General features: G+C 68.4%; 16 protein-coding genes. 6 read left to right on the forward strand and 10 right to left on the reverse strand.

Features of this window, described 5'->3' with window-relative positions; genetic code table 11:
• Positions 1-764: 764 nt before the first annotated feature.
• Genes VKZ50_07770 through VKZ50_07780 form a run of 3 tightly spaced genes read left to right on the forward strand, consistent with a single transcriptional unit; the run spans position 765 to position 4,065 of the window.
• Positions 765-2,282, forward strand: coding sequence for an ABC transporter substrate-binding protein (locus VKZ50_07770; GenBank protein ID HLJ59614.1), 1,518 nt, complete (start codon positions 765-767; stop codon positions 2,280-2,282).
• A gap of 8 nt (positions 2,283-2,290) precedes the next feature.
• Positions 2,291-3,226: an ABC transporter permease gene (locus tag VKZ50_07775; GenBank protein ID HLJ59615.1), complete on the forward strand. Its 936-nt coding sequence runs from the start codon at positions 2,291-2,293 to the stop codon at positions 3,224-3,226.
• Positions 3,223-4,065, forward strand: coding sequence for an ABC transporter permease (locus tag VKZ50_07780; protein ID HLJ59616.1), 843 nt, complete (start codon positions 3,223-3,225; stop codon positions 4,063-4,065). Before VKZ50_07775 ends, VKZ50_07780 begins: the two co-directional genes overlap by 4 nt.
• Positions 4,066-4,096: 31 nt before the next feature.
• Here the strand turns inward: VKZ50_07780 and VKZ50_07785 are convergent, their stop codons facing one another.
• The 4 genes from VKZ50_07785 to VKZ50_07800 form a co-directional block, all read right to left on the reverse strand.
• On the reverse strand, positions 4,097-4,855 hold the full coding sequence (locus VKZ50_07785) for an N-acyl homoserine lactonase family protein (GenBank protein ID HLJ59617.1): 759 nt from the start codon (positions 4,853-4,855) through the stop codon (positions 4,097-4,099).
• A 96-nt stretch (positions 4,856-4,951) separates the two neighbouring features.
• Positions 4,952-5,845 (reverse strand): ABC transporter permease, encoded by an 894-nt coding sequence (locus tag VKZ50_07790; protein ID HLJ59618.1) that lies wholly within the window; start codon positions 5,843-5,845, stop codon positions 4,952-4,954.
• A 6-nt stretch (positions 5,846-5,851) separates the two neighbouring features.
• On the reverse strand, positions 5,852-6,775 hold the full coding sequence (locus VKZ50_07795) for an ABC transporter permease (protein ID HLJ59619.1): 924 nt from the start codon (positions 6,773-6,775) through the stop codon (positions 5,852-5,854).
• A gap of 34 nt (positions 6,776-6,809) precedes the next feature.
• A complete protein-coding gene (locus VKZ50_07800) occupies positions 6,810-8,513 on the reverse strand; it encodes an ABC transporter substrate-binding protein (GenBank protein ID HLJ59620.1) in 1,704 nt (567 codons plus the stop codon).
• A gap of 101 nt (positions 8,514-8,614) precedes the next feature.
• Here VKZ50_07800 and VKZ50_07805 point away from each other — a divergent pair, with 101 nt between their 5' ends.
• Positions 8,615-9,166, forward strand: a complete 552-nt coding sequence (locus VKZ50_07805; protein HLJ59621.1) for an ATP-binding protein — start codon at positions 8,615-8,617, stop codon at positions 9,164-9,166.
• 63 nt (positions 9,167-9,229) lie between these two features.
• Here VKZ50_07805 and VKZ50_07810 read toward each other — a convergent pair whose 3' ends face one another.
• Positions 9,230-10,621, reverse strand: coding sequence for a mercuric reductase (locus VKZ50_07810; protein ID HLJ59622.1), 1,392 nt, complete (start codon positions 10,619-10,621; stop codon positions 9,230-9,232).
• Between the two features lie 204 nt (positions 10,622-10,825).
• Here VKZ50_07810 and solA point away from each other — a divergent pair, with 204 nt between their 5' ends.
• Positions 10,826-11,956, forward strand: coding sequence for an N-methyl-L-tryptophan oxidase (gene solA / locus VKZ50_07815; GenBank protein ID HLJ59623.1), 1,131 nt, complete (start codon positions 10,826-10,828; stop codon positions 11,954-11,956).
• A gap of 83 nt (positions 11,957-12,039) precedes the next feature.
• Here the strand turns inward: solA and VKZ50_07820 are convergent, their stop codons facing one another.
• The gene (locus VKZ50_07820) at positions 12,040-13,668 is read right to left on the reverse strand and encodes an ABC transporter substrate-binding protein (protein ID HLJ59624.1); all 1,629 of its coding nucleotides are present in this window, start codon (positions 13,666-13,668) and stop codon (positions 12,040-12,042) included.
• 149 nt (positions 13,669-13,817) lie between these two features.
• Here VKZ50_07820 and VKZ50_07825 point away from each other — a divergent pair, with 149 nt between their 5' ends.
• The gene (locus VKZ50_07825) at positions 13,818-15,239 is read left to right on the forward strand and encodes an amidase family protein (GenBank protein ID HLJ59625.1); all 1,422 of its coding nucleotides are present in this window, start codon (positions 13,818-13,820) and stop codon (positions 15,237-15,239) included.
• Positions 15,240-15,530: 291 nt separating this feature from the next.
• Here the strand turns inward: VKZ50_07825 and VKZ50_07830 are convergent, their stop codons facing one another.
• The 4 genes from VKZ50_07830 to VKZ50_07845 form a co-directional block, all read right to left on the reverse strand.
• Complete coding sequence (locus VKZ50_07830) at positions 15,531-16,088, reverse strand: hypothetical protein (protein ID HLJ59626.1); 558 nt, start codon at positions 16,086-16,088, stop codon at positions 15,531-15,533.
• A 119-nt stretch (positions 16,089-16,207) separates the two neighbouring features.
• A complete protein-coding gene (locus VKZ50_07835; GenBank protein HLJ59627.1) occupies positions 16,208-16,660 on the reverse strand; it encodes an arsenate reductase ArsC in 453 nt (150 codons plus the stop codon).
• Positions 16,657-17,508 carry an arsenite methyltransferase gene (locus tag VKZ50_07840; GenBank protein ID HLJ59628.1) on the reverse strand — a complete coding sequence of 284 codons (852 nt, stop codon included), beginning with the start codon at positions 17,506-17,508 and terminating at the stop codon, positions 16,657-16,659. Before VKZ50_07840 ends, VKZ50_07835 begins: the two co-directional genes overlap by 4 nt.
• Before the next feature lie 17 nt (positions 17,509-17,525).
• Positions 17,526-17,909: a metalloregulator ArsR/SmtB family transcription factor gene (locus VKZ50_07845; GenBank protein ID HLJ59629.1), complete on the reverse strand. Its 384-nt coding sequence runs from the start codon at positions 17,907-17,909 to the stop codon at positions 17,526-17,528.
• Between the last annotated feature and the right edge of the window lie 316 nt (positions 17,910-18,225).

Below are 18,225 nucleotides of genomic sequence, written 5' to 3' on the forward strand. Positions count from 1 at the left end.
TTTCCCTCTCGACAAGAGCTCATCAACACGATCATGCGCGCCATTGCCGAGTACAACGTCGATGCGAAGCCGTTCGCCTGGACGTACACGGGAGATCCGCTCCGTGTTATGTAACCGTACTTTCAGGACGCTACACTAGTACGTTGTGAAGTGTGGCAAATGAGGCGTGCTTCACCATTGACTTCACGCAGTTCATAAACTCTCTAGTGTGCGGCCCCGGTTGAGATCCCATCGGTCCCTCCTTATGTTCGGCAGGAACCTGTTACCGAACATCGGGTAGCAAGAGGTATGTGTCCGTTCTGTGGTTCGAAGAGCGATTGCGAACACCTGGTGATGCGCTTCCGTGATTCGCAGCAGGTGTCCTGGCTGTACACTCGGAGCGAACTAGGGATAGACAGTTATCGGCCAGACCCAGGGATGAAGCTGACCAGCGCCCATCATGACGGCGCTGCGGCAACACTGCAAGACTGTCCCAGGGGCGATCGTAGCGTGGGAACCTCGCCTCGTCAACCACAGCCTCCAAACCCCTCGTTTTAGGCCCTCTCGGGGGCATAGCTTCTCAAACGGTTCCCACTAGTGACCCTGCTGCCTCTCTAGCCCTAGTAAAATATGGGACGGAAGATTCGCCGAGCCTTAACCTCACCTTCATGGACGCGGGCCCCCAGCGTTCGCATAATAACGGCGTGCCCACTGGCGCGCCAGCGCGCTACAGGAACCGCGGCGCAGAACCGCGAAGGCAACCTCCGTCCGATCGAGTTGCGAGCATGCCAGCCCTCATGCGGCGCCTGGTCGTCTGTCTCCTGGCCGCGGTGTCTTTGGCGGTCCTGGCTCCATTCCCCGCCGCGGGCCGTGGCGGCGTGCTAACGTTCGCCCTGTCCGGTGGCCCCGACACCTTGGACCCTCAGAAGACCTCGGCCACGCTTAGCTTCCAGGTGATGAAGAGCCTCTACGACACGCTCGTCGAACCGGACGACCACGGCGTGCTGGTGCCCGATCTCGCGCAGTCGTGGACGATGTCGCCCGACGGGAAGCAGTGGATCTTCAAGCTCAAGCCAGGCGTCCACTTCCACAACGGCAAGACGCTCGACGCGCAGGACGTCGTGGCGACCTTCACGCGCATCCTCGATCCGGCGACGGCCTCGCCCAAACGGACTGACTACGGCGCGATCGACCGCGTCGAAGCCGTCGACCCGCTCACGGTGCGGTTCGTGCTGAAGCAGACGTTCGCGCCGTTCTTGGCCGCGCTCGGGCAGGGCTGGGGTGCGATCCTTCCGAGGGACGCCATCGCCTCCGGCAACGACTTCAGCAGTCGTCCGATCGGCACCGGACCGTTCCGGATCGCCGAGTGGACGCGCGACAGTTTCCTCCGCCTCGTCCGCTTCGACGGCTACTTCCTGCGCGGGGAACCGGCGCTCGACGGCGTGACCTTCCGGTTTGTGGCCGAGGCCGCGGTGAAGACCGCGGGGCTACTGAGCGGGGAGTTCGACGTGGTGGACGCGGTGGACCCGCTTGAACTGCCGCGGTTGGAGAAGGACGCCCGAGTCTCGCTCGTCCCACGACGCAACGCGACCGTGAATGTGATTGCGATCAACAACGCCCGGAAGCCGTACACGGACATTCGCGTGCGGCAGGCGTTATGGTACGCGATCGACCGCGGGGCGGTGCTCAGGACCGCCTACGGAGCGGGGTCGACCCCGGTCGCCGAGTTCATGGACGTCCTGAGTCCGTTTTACGTGGATCTCGGCGACCCGTACCCGTATAACCCCGCGAAGGCCAAGCAGCTCCTGGCCGAGGCGGGCCTGGCGTCCGGGTTTGCGACCGACCTCGCGCTCCCCCAGCCCTACGCAGCGCACATCAAAGCCGGGGAGCTGGTCCAGGCGATGCTCGCGCAGGTCGGCATCCAGGCGAAGATCCGGGTCGTGGAGTTCGGGTTCTGGTTATCGCGGATCTACGCCGGCCCGCACGACTACGATTTGACGATCATCGGCCACACGGGCAAGCTCGACCCCGACGGCCGGCTGGCCGGCTTCGGAGATCCGGCGACGAACTACGTGCAGTACGGCAACCCGCAGGTCGCCGCGTTGATCGACGCGGGCCGGTTTACGCTGCGGGCCGACCTGCGAAAGCGCACCTACGCCGAGGCGCTGCGCCGCATGACCGACGACGCGATGATGGTCTTCCTCGGCGAGCCCGATGACCACATCATCACGCGCACCGGCGTCCGCAACATCAAGGAGATGTACGCGATCGACACGTACGACCTCAGGACCGCCACGAAGTAGCGCGCGCGATGCGCGCGGCCCGCCTGCTCGCGATCGTCCCGACCGTCGTGGTGACCGCCACGATCGTGTTCGTCCTGCTGCGGGTGATCCCCGGCGATCCCGCCGCCCTCATGCTCGGGCTGGACGCCTCCCCGCAGGAACTCCAGCTGCTCCGCCACCAACTGGGGGAGGACCGCCCGATCTGGGAGCAGTACGCCGTCTGGCTCGGCGGGCTCGCGAGCGGACACCTCGGCGACTCGATGCATTACCACGCGCCGATCGCCCAACTCGTCGCGGAGCGGTTGCCGGTGACGCTGTCGCTCGCCGCCGCGGCGATGGTGGTCACGGTCGCGGTCGCCCTGCCGCTCGGCCTGTTCGCGGCCGCGCGCGCGTGGTCCCCGTTCGACCTCGGGGTGCTGGCCGCGACGCAGGCCGGGCTCGCGGTCCCCAACTTCTGGGTGGGCATTCTGCTGCTCTTGGTGTTCAGTGTCGCGTTCAAGTGGTTTCCGCTGCAGGGCTACGCGCCGCTCAGCGCCGGAGTGGGCGCGTGGGCGTCGCACCTGACGCTCCCGGCCGTCACGCTCGGGGCCGCGCGCGCGGCGCAGCTGATGCGTTTCGTTCGCGGCTCGATGGTCGAGGAGTTGGGCCGTGACTACGTCCGCACGGCGCGCGGGAAGGGCCTCAGCGAGCGCGCGGTGCTCGTGGTCCACGTCCTCCGAAACGCCCTCATCCCGGTGCTGACGATCGCGGGGCTGCAGTTTGGATTCCTCCTCGGCGGCGCGATCGTCGTCGAGCAGGTCTTCGGGCTGCCGGGGATGGGACAGCTCGTCCTCCAGGGAATCTTCTCGCGGGACCTCCCCGTCGTGCAGGGCGCGGTGGTCGTGCTCGCGGTGCTCGTCTCCGCGCTGAACGTCGTCGTGGATCTCCTCTACCACCTCATCGATCCGCGCGTGCGCGCCGAATGACGCGCTACCTCCGGAACGGCCCGCTCGCGGTGGGCACGGCGATCCTCGCGCTCGTCCTCGGCGGCGTGCTCTATCAGGCGGTATGGGGCGGGCAGACGGAGATCCGGATCGAGATCGGGGACCGGCTGCAGCCCCCCACCCCTGGCCACATCTTCGGCACCGACGACCTCGGCCGCGACGTCCTCGCCCGCGTGCTCGGCGGCGGCGCGATCGCCTTCGAGGTCGGGCTCGTCGCCGTGGGGATCGGGCTCGGCGCCGGGGGCTCACTGGCGCTCGCCGCCGTGCGGTGGCGCCGGTGGCCGGCGCGGATCCTCGGCCCGGTCATGGACGGGTTGATGGCGTTTCCCGCGATCCTGCTCGCGCTCGCGATCGTCGCGGTGCTCGGCACCGGGTACGTCCAGGCGATGATCGCCATCGGCGTCGGCCTCGTGCCGGTCTTTTGGCGGCAGACGCGCGCACAGGCGCTCGTCGTCGAGACGCTCGAGTTCGTCGACGCCGCACGCGGCCTCGGCGCGACGGAACGACGCGTGCTCTGGCGGCACGTCCTGCCGCAGATCGCGCCGCTGCTCGTCATCCAGGCGACCACGGCCTTCAGCGGAGCGGTGCTGAGCGAGGCGTCGCTGAGTTTCCTGGGCGTGGGCACGCAGCCGCCGGTGCCGTCATGGGGGCGAATGCTGCTCGAGGCGACGCGCGCGCTCTCCGTGGCGCCGTGGATGGCCGTGTTTCCGGGGATCGCGCTCGGCGTCACCGTGCTCGGCATCAACCTGCTCGGGGACGGACTCCGCGATGCGCTGGATCCGCAGCTGCGGCGCGTGGCCGGCAGGGAGCCGGTCTTCTGACAGCACCGGGCAGCCGTCGACGACCCGACCGCTAGTCGTAGTACGCGGGCGCCTTGCGCAGCGTGGCCCACTGCGCCGGGTCGTGGCCGTAGATCAGCAGCGCGCCCTCGGCGTTGGCCAGCTGGACGAGGCGGCGGGCGCTCACCCGGGCGCGGTCCGGATCGGTGTACACTCCCCAGTTGTCCGTCTGGACGTTTTCCGGCGTGTAGATCGCGTCGATCGCCAAGATCACGCTGCCGGTCTTGGGCAACCGCACCAGTACCGACTGATGCCCCGGCACGTGTCCCGACGTCTCGAGCAGCCGGACGCCGGTGGCGATGTCCGCGTCACCGTCGACCATCTCGTAGTGCAGGTGCGGGAGGTCGAACAAGTCCCTCGGATACCGGTCGGACGACCGGGCAGCCTCGTAGCACTCCCGCTGCACCAGGATCCTCGCGCGCCCAAAGTCGGCGTGATTGCCGGCATGGTCGAAGTGAAAGTGGGTGCTGACGAGCACGTCCACGTCGTCCGCACGGAGCCCGATCTCTCCCAGCCGGTTGGCGATGTCGTCCTCCGGCCGCATCATGACCGTGAGGACCTTCGCAAACGGCTTCCCCCGGTGGGTCGCCAGCGGGTCGGCGATGTGCTTTCGGTGGATCCCGGTGTCCACGAGGATGTTCGTGCCGTCGTCGGTCTGGATCAGGTACCCGACGATCGGGATCTGGATCCGCTTCCCGTCCCCCGACCCCGGCGTGAGCACCGCGCCCTTGTCCACGTCGCACCGGCCGAGATCTAGGATGTACAGTCTCACCAGGCGTTCCTCCCCTTGTCCCCCTGGCCGCCGCCCCCGGCCGGCGGTTCCCCTGCCCGCGCGGCCGCCGCGCGCCTCCCCGCGTCCTGTCCCATTCTACCGGCGGCGCAACGCAGGGTCCAACGCTTCGGTGATGCCGTCGCCCACGAAGTTGATCGCCAGAATGACCAGCACGATCGCCGTGCCCGGCGCCGTGCTCATCCACCAGGCCGCGTTGAGGTACTCCCGGCCGGTGTTGAGGTCGGCGCCCCACTCCGGCGTCGGCGGATGCACCCCGAACCCGAGGAAGTTCAACGTCGACCCGGCGATGATCGCCCAGCCGAGGGCGGTCGTGGACAGCACCGCGACCTGCGCCCAGACGTTGGGCAGGATGTGCCGACCGAGAATGCGGGCGGACCGGCAACCGATCGCCCGGGCGGATAACACGTACTCGCGCTGCCGGATCGACAGCATCGTGCCGCGCACGAGGCGCGTGAACACCGGGATCAGGGAGACGCCGACCGCGATCATGACGTTCACGAGCCCGGTCCCGAGGATCGTCACCACGACGAGCGCCAGCAGAATCCCGGGGAACGCGAGCATGATGTCCATCGCCCGCATCACCACGCCGTCCACGGCGCCGCCCGCGTAGCCAGCCACCGCGCCCAGGATCACGCCCGTGCCGGCGGCGATTCCGATCGCGATCACGGCGGCGACGCACGTCGGCCGCGCGCCGGCGATCACCCGACTCAGCACGTCGCGCCCGAACTGGTCGGTGCCGAGCCAGTGCGCGGCCTCAGGCGGACGCAGCCGATCCGCGATCCGCACGCGCTCCGGATTGTACGGTGTGATCACGGGACCCAACACGGCCAGGACGAAGACGACGAGCAGGAGGACGCCGCCCGCGACCGCGAGCCGGTGCCGCGCGAACTGCCGGAGGAGGCGCGACGGGCGCCTGCCGGCCAGTGGCGCCGGGAACGGACGAGGGGTCGAGGGTGCGTGTGCGTCCATGGCAGATCAGCCGTAGTGGACCCGGGGATCGAGGGCCGCGTACACGACGTCCACGAGCAGGTTCACGAGCACGTACACGAGCGCCACAACGAGCACGACGCCTTGAATGGTTGGAAAATCCTTCGCCTGAATCGCGCGCACCGCGAGCGAGCCGATTCCCTGGCGCCCGAAGATCGTCTCGACGACCACGGCACCGCTCAACAGGTTGCCCAGCTGTAGCCCGAGCAGCGTCACTACGGGGATGAGGGCGTTCTTCAGGGCGTGGCGCAGCACCACGACGCTGGCGCGCAGGCCTTTGGCGTAGGCGGTCGAGACATACGGTTGCGCGAGCACCTCGATCAGGCTGGCGCGGCACAGCCGCGTGATGATGGCGGAGAAACCCCATCCGAGGCTCGCCGCCGGGAGGATGATCCCACGCACCCCGCCCTCGCCGAGCGCGGGCAGCCATCCGAGGTGCACGGCGAACACGAGGATGAGCAGCACCGAGAGCCAGAAGTTCGGCACGGCCACTCCCAGCACCGAGAACCCGGTGCCGAGCATGTCCACCCAGCCGTCGCGGTACACCGCGCCGAGCACGCCCGCGCTGAGCCCGATCCCGGCGGCGATCACCATGGTGACGAGCGCGAGGGTCGCGGTGGCGGGAAACTGAATCGCGATCTCTTCGGACACGCGGCGCTGTGAGATGAACGACACGCCGAGGTCGCCGTGCAACAACCGCCACACGAAGTCCCCGTACTGGATGAGCAGCGGCCGATCGAGACCCAACGCCTGTCTGAGATTGACCACCTGCTCCGGCGTCGCGTTCGTACCGAACAACATGATCTGCGCCGGGTCGCCGGGAATCAGGTGCAGGATCAAGAACACGAGCGCGGTGATGCCGAACAGGATGGGCAGGCTCCCGATCAGCCTGCGACCGATGAACAGCCCCACCCAAGCCTCCTCCCGGCGCGACGCTCCGGCCGGCCTACGCTCGCAGCGTTGCGTCGTAGAAGATCGGGAACCCGTTGACGGTGAAGCGCACGGCCTGCACCCGGCTGCTGGCCGCGAAGACCGCGCGCTGCTGGTAGATCGGAATCACGACCGCGGCCTCCATCGCCGTCTTCGCCGCCTGCCGGAAGAACGGAATGCGCTTGGCCGGGTCGGCCGTGGCGTTTCCCTTCGACACGAGCGTGTCGACCTGCGGATCGCAGTAGTGCATCCAGTTGAACCCGTGGGCCACCTGGTCGCAAGCGTACAGGGCGCGCATGAGAAACGGATCCACGGAATAGTAGAAGAAATCCGCCAGGTTGTGGTCGCCCTTGTTGTAGGTCTCCGCGACGGTGGGGAACGACTGCGCCGAGATGTCGGTCTGGATGCCTACGTCCTGCCACTGGGCCTGGAGCAACTGCGAGATCTGGTCGAAGCCGAAGTTCGCAATGTTGATGAACTGGAGCCGCAGCGGCTGGCCGTCTTTTTGGCGGGTTCCACCCGGCCCCGCCTTCCACCCGGCTTCGTCGAGCAGGCTCTTCGCCCGGGCCGGATTGTACTGATACATCTTGTCGAGCGAGGGGTCGTAGGACAGCGTCCCGGGCAGAAAGATGTTGTGCGCCGGCTGGTAGATGCCCTTGTAGAGGGCCTCGATGATCGCCTCCTGATTGGTGGCGAACTCCAGCGCCTGCCGCACCTTGAGGTCGTCCGTCGGCGGGCGCTTGACGTTCACCATAATCGCGTACGGCATCCCGGTGACCGACGCGGTGAACACCGTGAAGTTCGGCGCGTGCAGCAGCGCGGTCACGTCGGTCGGGGCGAGGTTCTCGGCGACGAGCACCTCGCCGGTCTTGAGCGCGTTGAACCGCGTGGAGGCGTCCGGGACGATGCGGTACGTGATCTCGGCGAGATGAGGCGGCCCCTGATGGTGGGCCACCACGGGCGCCCAGTTGTAGTCGGGGTTCGCCACGATCGTGACGTGACTGCCAGGAACCCACTCCTGGAACTTGAACGGCCCGGTGCCCACGGGGTGCTGGCTCACACCCTGGTTGCCGTACTGCTTAAGCGCCGTCGGCGAGATCGGCGCGAGCCCGGACGTGGCGACGTTGTTGAGGAACGCGCCGTTCGACTCCTTGAAGACGATGGTCACGACGTCGTCGGCCTTGACCTCGGTGTGGGAGTAGGGTCCGAGCGCCGTGATCGCCGAGCGCGACTTGGTCTCGGGATTGACGATGTGCTCCAGCGTATCCTTGACCGCCTGTGCCGTGAACGGTGTGCCGTCGTGGAACTTCACGTCCTTGCGGAGATGGAACGTGAACTGCTTGGCGTCGGCGGACACTTCCCACCGCAGGGCAAGGCCCGGGAAGTACTCCTGCCCCTGGCGCATCCCGGGGAGGTGCCAGATCAATGGGTCGAAGACGTTGAGGCTGATGTACCCGCTGGAGATGAGCCCCGACGTCCCGGGGTCGAGCGATTCGGGACTCTGCCACATCCCAAACACGACCCGGCCCTGGGGAGCGGTCGCGGCCCGGGCCACCGGCGCCGTCCCGGCGGATCGGACCAACGGACCGAGGAGCGCCGCACTCCCGAGGCCCGCGGCGCCGGCAAGCAAGCCCCGCCGGGTCAGCCTCACCGCGCCGGCCCGCTCTCCCGGGCGCAGCGCCTTCGCAACGAGCGTACGCTTCACGCGACGCGTCTTCACCCGAACGTCCCTCCTCGTTTCCCGCTTGGATTACCCTCAGGTTCCACGCACCGACCCGCAACTCCCGCTCCCGCCGCCGCGGGGCGCATCTGGAGGAAGCATTGGAGCGCAAGTCTAATCAGGTCACGACCACGCAGGCGGTTCCGGGAACTGTCCTGGGCCAAGGGGGGGACGCTCCGGCGGTGGAGTGGCTCGATCTGGCATTGCCCGCTCAGCCATCGAGTCTGCGGCTCGTGCGACAGGCCGTCCGGCAACTCGCCGGCCGCTTCAAGTTGGACGAGGACCTCGTGTTCGCGCTCAACGTCGCCGTGGGGGAGGCGGTCACCAACGTGATCGAGCACGCGTACGTTGGCGCGGCCGGCACCGTCTACGTCCGCGCCCGTCGCGACGGCATGACGCTGCGCGTGGAAGTCGAGGATCGGGGGAAGTGGCGGCCGGACCGGCCGAGCAGACCGGGCGGACGCGGGCTCTCGGTGATACGCGGGCTCGTGCACGGCTTGGAGGTACGCACCGGGGCGGACGGCACGACCGTCCGGTTCCGGTTTCCGCTCCAGGAGCGACAAGGCGCGCTCGCCGAGGCGCCGCCCCACGTCGCCGGCACCGAGCGTGTGCAACACCGGGCGGTGCGCGCCCGACGAGGGCGCCGCCCGTGAGATCCGGCGCGTAGACGCAAGAGGAGCGCTCTATCAGGTCCGCACGGTCTAAGCCGGTGCCGCTCACTGATCGAACAGATTGTTGAGCGACTCCGCGAGCGTCGGATGCGCGAACGTGGCGTCCCGCAGCGCCGTGTACGCCAGCCGCCCCATCATCGCCAGCTCGACCATGGACATCAGCTCGCCGCCGGCCACGCCCAGGATCGCACATCCGAGGATCTGGGCGGAACGTTCGTCCACCACGACCTTCATCAGGCCGCGCGGCTCGTCCATCTCCAGCGCCCGCGCGACGGAGCTCATCGGCATCGTAAACACGCGGATGGGACCGCCGCGCGCCCGCGCCTCGGTCTCGCTCAGGCCGACCCGGCCCAACTCGGGGTCGGTGAACACGGTGTACGGGACGACGCGATCCCGGGTCGTGGCGCTGCCATCGTGCAGGGTGTTGGTCTGGAGAATCCGGAAGTCGTCGTACGAGATGTGGGTGAACGCCGGACCGCCTTTGACGTCTCCGAGCGCGTAGACGCCCGGGGCGGACGTCTCGAGGCGCTCGTTCACCCGCACGAACCCGCGGGCGTCCGTCTCGATCCCGGCGGCGCCCAGGTTGAGACGATCGGTGTTGGGGACCCGCCCCGTCGCGACGAGCAGGTGGGAACCGCTGAGCGCGCGGGACGCGCGCCCGCCGGCGACCCGCACGCTCAGGCGCACACCCCCACCCGGCCCCGAGGCGACGCGCAGGGTCTCGGCCCGGAGTAGCACCTTGATCCCGTCCTGGCGAAGGATCTTCTCCACCTCCCCGGCGACGTCGGGATCCTCGCGGTCCAGCAGGCGCTCGTTGCGGTGCACGATGGTCACGTCGCTCCCGAACCGCCGGAACATCTGTCCGAACTCGAGGCCGATGTATCCGCCCCCGACGACGAGGAGGTGCCGGGGCACGGCCCCCAACTCCATGATCGACGTGGAATCCAGCACGGGTACTCCGTCCAGCCCCGGGATGGGCGGGCGTCCGGGGCGCGCGCCCGTGTTGATGAAGATCTGGTCGGCGGTGAGGACCCGAGGGCGGCCGCGGCGCTGCGCGACCGTGATCGTGCCCGATCCGGTGAAGCTCGCGTCGCCCATGATCAGATCGAGCCCCGGCGTGCGCCGTAGCGCGCGCGCGCCGCCGCTGCGCCACGCGTCTACGATGCGCCGTTTGCGCTGCCGCACGCGCCCCATCTCGACCGTGACGCGTCCGGTGCGCACCCCGTAGCCGGCCGCGCGCCGCGCGAGGTACGCGACCCTGGCGCTCGCCACCATCGTCTTGGTAGGTGTACATCCCTCGTTGATGCAGGTGCCGCCGACGTGTTCCCGCTCGATCATCGCCGTCTTCCGCCCGGCCGCAGCCAGCGCCTTCGCGAGCGGATTGCCGCCCTGTCCGGACCCGATCACGATCGCGTCGTACCGCTCCTCGCCCGCCACGCACCCACCTCCGTCTGTCCGCGTCCGTGTGAAAGCGCTTGCGCGGGCCGGCGCGGGATTCCTCCTTCGCTCGCGCGCCCGCGGAGCACCATCCCGCGCGCACGCAGCCGATCGAGCCGCGCGTGAAGGCCCGGTTGTCGCCGGTAGAGAACTCGGGAAGTGATGAGCCTCGGGACGCCGTTTCGATGACGGGTGGAGACGCAGATGCCGCAGTACGATGCGATCGTGATCGGCGTGGGCGCGATGGGCAGCGCCACCGTGTATGAGCTCACCCGCCGGGGACAGCGCGTGCTCGGGCTCGAGCGTTTCGACGTGCCGCACGACCGCGGATCCTCGCACGGCGTCAACCGCATCATCCGCCTCGCGTATTGGGAACACCCCTCCTACGTCCCGCTGCTGCGGCGCGCATACGCGCTGTGGCGCGAGCTCGAGCACCTCTCGGGCGAACGTCTGCTGATCATCACCGGCGGCATCGACGCGGGACCGGAGGACAGTCCCACGGTCAAAGGCTCGCTCCTGTCGTGCGCGCTGCACCACCTCCCGCACGAGGTGCTCGACGCGGGCGCGCTGCACGCGCGTTTTCCCGGATACCGCCTCGCGCCGGAGATGGTCGCGGTGTATCAGCCCGATGGCGGGTTCGTCATGTCCGAGCGCGCCATCGTCGCATATGTAACCGCCGCCTTGGACGCGGGCGCCGACATCCACGCTCGAGAGCACGTCCTGGGCTGGGAGCCGGACGGCACCGGGGTGCGCGTTCGGACGGAGCACGCCACGTACACCGCGCGGCGGCTCGTGCTCACGGCCGGCCCCTGGGCAGGAAAGCTCGCCCCATCGCTGGCGGAGTTGGCGGTGCCGGAGCGCCAGGTCCTGATCTGGACGCAACCGCTCGTTCCGGATCGGTTCCGGTTGGGTGCGTTCCCTGTGTTCAACATGGAAGCGCCCGAAGGACGATTCTACGGCTTCCCGGTCTACAGCGTGCCGGGTTTCAAGATCGGGAAATACCACCATCGGGAAGAGCGCACGGACGCAGACCAGGTGGACCGTGAAATCCGCCCAGAGGATGAAGCGGTGCTTCGCGAAGGAATCCGTCGCTATTTCCCGGAGGCCGACGGACCAACGATGGCCCTCAAGACGTGCCTGTTCACGAACAGCCCGGACGAACACTTCATCCTGGACGTTCTTCCCGCGAGTCCCCAGGTCGCGATCGCCGCGGGCTTCTCCGGCCACGGGTTCAAGTTCGCGAGCGTGGTCGGGGAGATCATGGCCGACCTCTCGACGGAGGGGCGCAGCGACTTCGACCTCGGCCTGTTCCGCCTGGCGCGGTTCGCGCAATAATCTCGGCCGCAGGGCCGTGCGGACTCCGTCGGCGCGCGGGGACGAGGCCGCCGCCCGGCGAGGCGATGCCGCACGCCGTCAGTTTACCTCAGCTGCACGGTCTCCATGTACTCGTTCGCCGTGGGCTGCAGCACGAGTCCGTCCACGTTCTTCCGCATGAGCACCGGAACACGCGCGTAGGCGATGTAGATATCGCGCACATCCTGCGCGATCATCTCCGCCGCCTGCGCGTACAGGCGCGCCCGCTCGGCCTGACTGGTAAGGCCGCGCGCCTTGGCGATCAGCGCGAAGAGCTGGGGCTTGTTGTATGAATAGTTCGCGCTGTTGGCGTCGTATTTCGCGAAGTTGTAGGCCCAAAAGTCATCGGGGTCTCCGTAGTCGCCGGTACCCCCGATCATGAACACCTGAAACTTGTTGGTCGCCCGATCGCTCAAGTAGGACGCCCAGTCCTCGGTCATGAGATGCGCGCGGAGCCCGACCTTCGACAGGTCGCTCGCGATCGCCGTGCCGATCGTCTTGCCGTTCGGAAAGTACGTCCGGCTGATGGGCATGTACCAGAAGTCGAACGAGAGCCCGTTCGGATACCCAGCCTCGGTAAGGAGCTGCTTCGCCCGTCCGGGGTCATACGGGTAGCGCCCCGCACTCGATGAACGTCCCCACATCACCGGGGGCAACAGCTGGTCGGCGACTTGTCCGTAGCCGCCGTAGAGCGCCTGGACGATCGCCTGTCGGTCGATCGCTAGCGCCACCGCCTCGCGAATGCGGCGATCCTGGAAGAGCGGCAGGTTCATGTTGAACCGGAGCCAGCCGCTGTTGAACGCCGGACGAAGCGCGACCTTGAGCGCCGGATCGGCTTGCGCCATCTTGACGTCGTCGGGGTTCGGGAGCTCCAGCAGTTGGATCTCGCCGGCCTTGAGCGCCAGGAATCTGGCGGCGTTGTCCTTGATCACCCGGAAGACGACCCGGTGCACCCGGGGAAGCCCCTTGCGATAGTACGACGGGTTCGCGTCCAACGTGATGTGGTCGTCGCGCACCCACTCGACGAACTTGAACGGGCCGGTGCCGACGGGATGCTGCGCAACGCCTTCGGCGCCGTACTGCTTGACGGACTGGGGGCTCGCGAATCCGAACGAGATCGCGGACAGCGCGGACAGCAACGGCGCGTTCGGGCTCTTCAGCATGATCTCGATCGTGTCCGCATCGACAACGCGGGACGCTTTGTACGTATCCGCGACAAAGTCGTCCCACGCCTCAAACGTGCCGCCTTTCGGACGGTACGCATTGTGCGGATCGGCCCACCGGTCGATGTTGAACTTCACGGCCTGCGCGTTGAAGGGAGTGCCGTCCTGGAACGTGACCCCCGTGCGCAGCTTGAACGTCCAGACCAGGCCGTCGGGGGACGTGGACCAGCTCGTGGCCAGGTCCGGCTCCACGTCGACCTGACCGGGCTTCGCACGCGTCAGGGTCGTGTACAGTTGTGTCGAGACCATCGTGGTCTGCGTATCGGTCGACAGCGGCACGTCCAACGTGAAGACGTCCCCGGAGCGGCCCCAGACCCGGGTGGTCGGGCCGGCCGCCCACCCGGGCGGCGAGACAGAAACGGCGAGCAGCGTCATGAGGAAGATCAGCGCGCCCGCCGCGAGCGCACACGTGCGGGATCCCGCGGTGCGGGTCGCGCGGCAGGCTGCCGCGCTGTCTGAACGTCCGGCCATGGTCGCGTCCTCCCCTGTGACGAGTGTGTCGGGCGCCGCCGCTGCAGCGCGGGTCCGATGTGAGGAATTCCGTGTCTCGATAGCCAACCCTTCTCAGCGAGCGGGACGGCGCACCGCCGACCGTGACCGCAGCACGACGGGAGGATGCCATGAGCTCGCAGGATCTGTGCTGGAAGCCGGCGCAGGAACTCGCGCGCATGATTCGCGCGAAAGATGTGTCGCCGGTCGAGGTGGTCGACGCGGTGCTCGCGCGAATCGAGCAGATCAACCCCGCCGTCAACGCCTATGTCACTGTGACCGCCGATCAGGCCCGCGCGGCCGCCAAGGCGGCGGAGGCCGCGGTAGCGCGCGGGGAAACGCTCGGCCCCCTCCACGGCGTCCCCTACTCGCTGAAGGATCTGACGCCGACCAAAGGGATCCGCACCACGATGGGCTCCAAGATCTTCGAGCACACCGTCCCGGAGCAGGACGCGCTCCTCGTGGAGCGCCTGCGCGCCGCCGGCGCGATCCTCGTCGGGAAGACCAACACGCCCGAGTTCGGGTGCAAGCCGTTCACAGACAACCGTCTGTTCGGCGCCACGCGCAACCCGTGGGCGCTCGACCGATCGGCCGGGGGCTCGAGCGGCGGGGCGGCGGCGGCGGTCGCGTGCGGGCTCGCGCCGCTCGCGGAGGGCAGCGACCTGGCCGGATCGATCCGCCATCCGTCGGCCTGGTGCGGCGCCGTCGGGTTCAAACCGACGCAGGGACGGATCGCGCGTCATCCGAACGCGGCCGGATGGAACGCGATGTCGTCGAACGGCCCGATCACGCGGACCGTCGGGGACGCAGCGCTGATGTTCTCGGTGATGGCCGGGCCGGACGACCGCGATCCGTTGAGCCTGCCGCACACCGGCGAACGGTGGGCCGCGCTCGCAGACGCGCCGAGCGTCCGCGGCCTTCGGGTCGCGTGGACGCCCAACTTGGGCGGCGCCGCAGCGGTCGATCCCGAGGTCGTCGCCGTGTGCGAGGCGGCCGCGAAGGCGGTCGCGGGCCTCGGATGCAGCGTCGAGACCGCCTCGCCCGAGGTGGGCAACATCATGGAGCCGTTCCTAGCCCTGAACGTCGCGGTGCGGATCGCCACGGTCGGCAAGCACCTCGCGCAGTGGCGGGACCAGATGGACCCGATCCTCGTCCAGCGCCTGGACCTCAGCCGCGGGCTCACGCCCGAGCAGATCGGCCAGGCCGAGGTCGCCCGCACGGCCTATCACCAGCGGCTCGTGGGTTTCTTCGAGCGCTACGACCTGCTGGTGTTGCCGACGACGTCGACCGCCGCGACCCCGCTCGCCACGCTGCTGCCGAAGGAGATCGCCGGCCGGCCGATCACGCAGCACCTCGACACCCTGATCCCGACGTTCGCGTTCAATCTGAGCGCGTTTCCGGCGATCACGGTGCCGTGCGGGTGGACGAAGAGCGGGCTCCCCGTGGGGCTCCAGATCGTCGCGGGATGGCGGCAGGACGCGCGTGCGCTCGTGGCCGCGGCGTGCTTCGAGGCGGCGCGCCCCTGGGCGGACCGCCGGCCGCCGCTGCATTAGGCAAAGGAGTACAGCAAATCGATGTCGCGAAGCGGCGCGGCGTAGTCCCGGAGGCCGACGAACACGGGCGCGCGGTGTTGATCGTTCGCGCTTGCAGACTGACCGCGGTGTTGAAGATCACGAGGTAGACATCAACGATCACCACGTCGAGGAGGATTGGAACGACCAGGATGTAGGGCGCGTTTCGGTCGGACCACGCGCTCGCAGCGTCGTTCTGCATCCGGCCCCCCCTCGTCGTACCCACCAGGGTACGGACCGGAGGAACCCGTTCGCAACCGACTCCTCCACCCCTCAGCGGGTCCTGGCGGTGGCGCGCGGCGCTCGCGGGCGCCCACGGTCAAAGCGGATCGACATCTCGACGAGCCGTGCCGCGGCGAGAGCTGCGGCGCTCGCGAGTGTCACACCGTACATCACCCGGGCCTCAGGCAACCACGTGTTGGCCCCCAACGCGATGCCGTGCCAGGCCGAGGCCGCGAACGCCGGGTAGGCCAGCGCATGCACCATCCGCCAGACCGGTCCCGCCAACGCATGGCGGAAGTACACCACCGCGGTGGATACGAGAAGCGCGTACAAACCGGCGACCCCGAGGGCGAGCGCCGGGTCGAGGGGTCCGGTCGACCCGAGGAACACCAGCGATGCAAATTGATCGCCCTGCGGGGAGGCTACGCCCTTGAGCGTGTGCACGGCGGACGCCACCAGGCCGGCGAGCGAGAGGATCGTGTGCGTCCCGCTGCTGCGCACCGCCATCGGCAGGCGCCGCCGCAGCCCCGGGGATGACACAGCGGTGCCCGTGAGCACCGCGAGGTACAACAGCAGATAGCCAGCAAAGCCCCACAGTGAGAGCGTCATCGAGGTGGAGTATTCTGGCTGGCGGGAGTCCGTCCTGGGGCGCCTCCGTTGAGTGCCGCTCCCCAGACGGCGCTCGACGCGCGCCGCGCCGGGGTGGGGTCACACCGAGCGCGCCGGCGTCACGCCGGAGACGGCGTCGCGGTACCCAGGATCACGGCGAGCAGTTGATCGATTCTCCGCTTCAGTTCGGCGGCCGTCTGCCGAAACGCGCGAGACCGGTCTTCTTCCGATCCCGGCACCGCCGATGGATCGTCGAAGCCCCAGTGCAATCTCACCGGGGCGGCGGGGAACACCGGGCACGACTCGCGGGCGCTGTCGCACAGCGTGATTACGTAATCGAAGTGCTGCCCGGCGAATTCGTCCACGTGTTTCGAGCGCTGCCCGCCAAGATCGACGCCGAACAACCCACGAACCGCCTCCACCGCGAGCGGGTGGACGGTCGACGGTGCGGTGCCGGCGCTCTGCGCCTCCACCGCACCGCGGCTCACATATCGCAGGATCCCCTCGGCCATCTGTGACCGGGCCGAGTTATGCGTACAGAGAAAGAGCACCCGCGGCGTCGCCCCCGTCATGTGGCCGAGTCCGGCGTCGGGCGTTGCGCGGTACCGGGTTTCCGGGCGCGTACAAATGCGCTCATGAACCTGTCGCGTACCAGGGGAGCAACCGCGTCGACGTCGATGCCGTGGCCGGAGAGAAACGCACGGGCGTCGTCGACATTGTACACCCGCGTCGGCTCGACGCTGATGTCCTGGAACCCGGCGCGCCTCAGCCCAGCCACGTAGTCGGTCTCCTCCAACGCCCCGGCGACACACCCGACCCACAACTCCATGCTCCGCCGAATCTCCGCGGGGACCTCGCCGCGCACCACCACGTCCGAGAGCGCCAGCCGCCCTCCCGGCCGGAGCACCCGGAAGGCCTCCGCGAAGACCTGGTCCTTGTCGCCGGACAGATTGATGACGCAGTTGGAGATGATGACGTCCACGGCCTGGTCCGGCAGTGGAATGCGCTCGATCTCGCCCTTGAGGAACTCCGCGTTTGCGACGCCGGCCTTCCGCTGATTTTCCCAGGCCAGCGCGAGCATCTCGTCGGTCATGTCGAGCCCGTAGGCCTTGCCGGCGGAGCCGACACGCTTCGCGGAGAGCAGGACATCGATGCCGCCGCCCGAGCCCAGGTCCAGCACGATCTCGCCGAGCGCCAGGCGCGCCAGAGCCGTCGGGTTGCCGCAACCGAGGGACGCCTGGACCGCTTCCGCGGGAAGCGCCGCGATCTCCGCCGCGGCGTACAGATTCGACGTGATCGGGTCGTCGCCGGCCGACGCGGCACCGCAACACCCGCTCCCGCCGCAACACGACGCCTCGCCGCCGCCCACGCGCCGGGCCGCCTCGGCGTACCGTTCCCGGACAACATCCTTGAGATCCATCTGCCGCCCCCTCCCCGTTATCGATCCTTGCCGCCCAGTTTTCCGACCCAGACGATCTCCTGCGGTCGCACGGCCCGATTCCTCGTGCAGCACTCCGCGTAGAGAAACCCCAACAGCTCGCCGAGCGTGTCGGTGTTTGCCGCGTACCTCAAATACGTGCCCTCGCGTGTGACGGACACCAGCGCCTCCTGACGCAGTTTGTCCAGGTGGTGCGACAGCGTCGACGCGGGGATGCCGAGCTCGGTTTGGATGTCCCCGACCACCAGGCCTTCCGGGTGCGCGGACAGCAGGAGCCGCATGATCCGAAGCCGCGGCTCCGTCCCCATGGCCGAGAACATGTCCGCGTATCTGGCGACGTCGTCAACGGACAGAACCTGCTTTGTCTCGCCGCCGGTCGCCATTAGCCTTCGTGATGCGCTGTTCCCGGGATCATGATTATTCGATAGTATTCGAATAATAGAATAATGTCAAGAGGCGCCGATGAGATGAATTGACACCCGCGCGACTACGTTGCTATGATGCTAATCACCGATGATTAACTACAACGCGCTTTTCCCGACGGCGGCGCGTCGGGCCCGTGAGAGTGCGCCGTCCTCCAGTCCGCGGCTGGACGGCGGTGCGCGAGGCGCCGCCTGATGGAAGCCGACTCTCCGGCACCGGCACAGCGCGTCACGCGGGCCCCGAACGGACACCCGCGCGGCCTTAGAGAGCAGCACC

It is taken from the genome of bacterium (assembly GCA_035295165.1).
Lineage (GTDB): Bacteria > Sysuimicrobiota > Sysuimicrobiia > Sysuimicrobiales > Segetimicrobiaceae > JAJPIA01.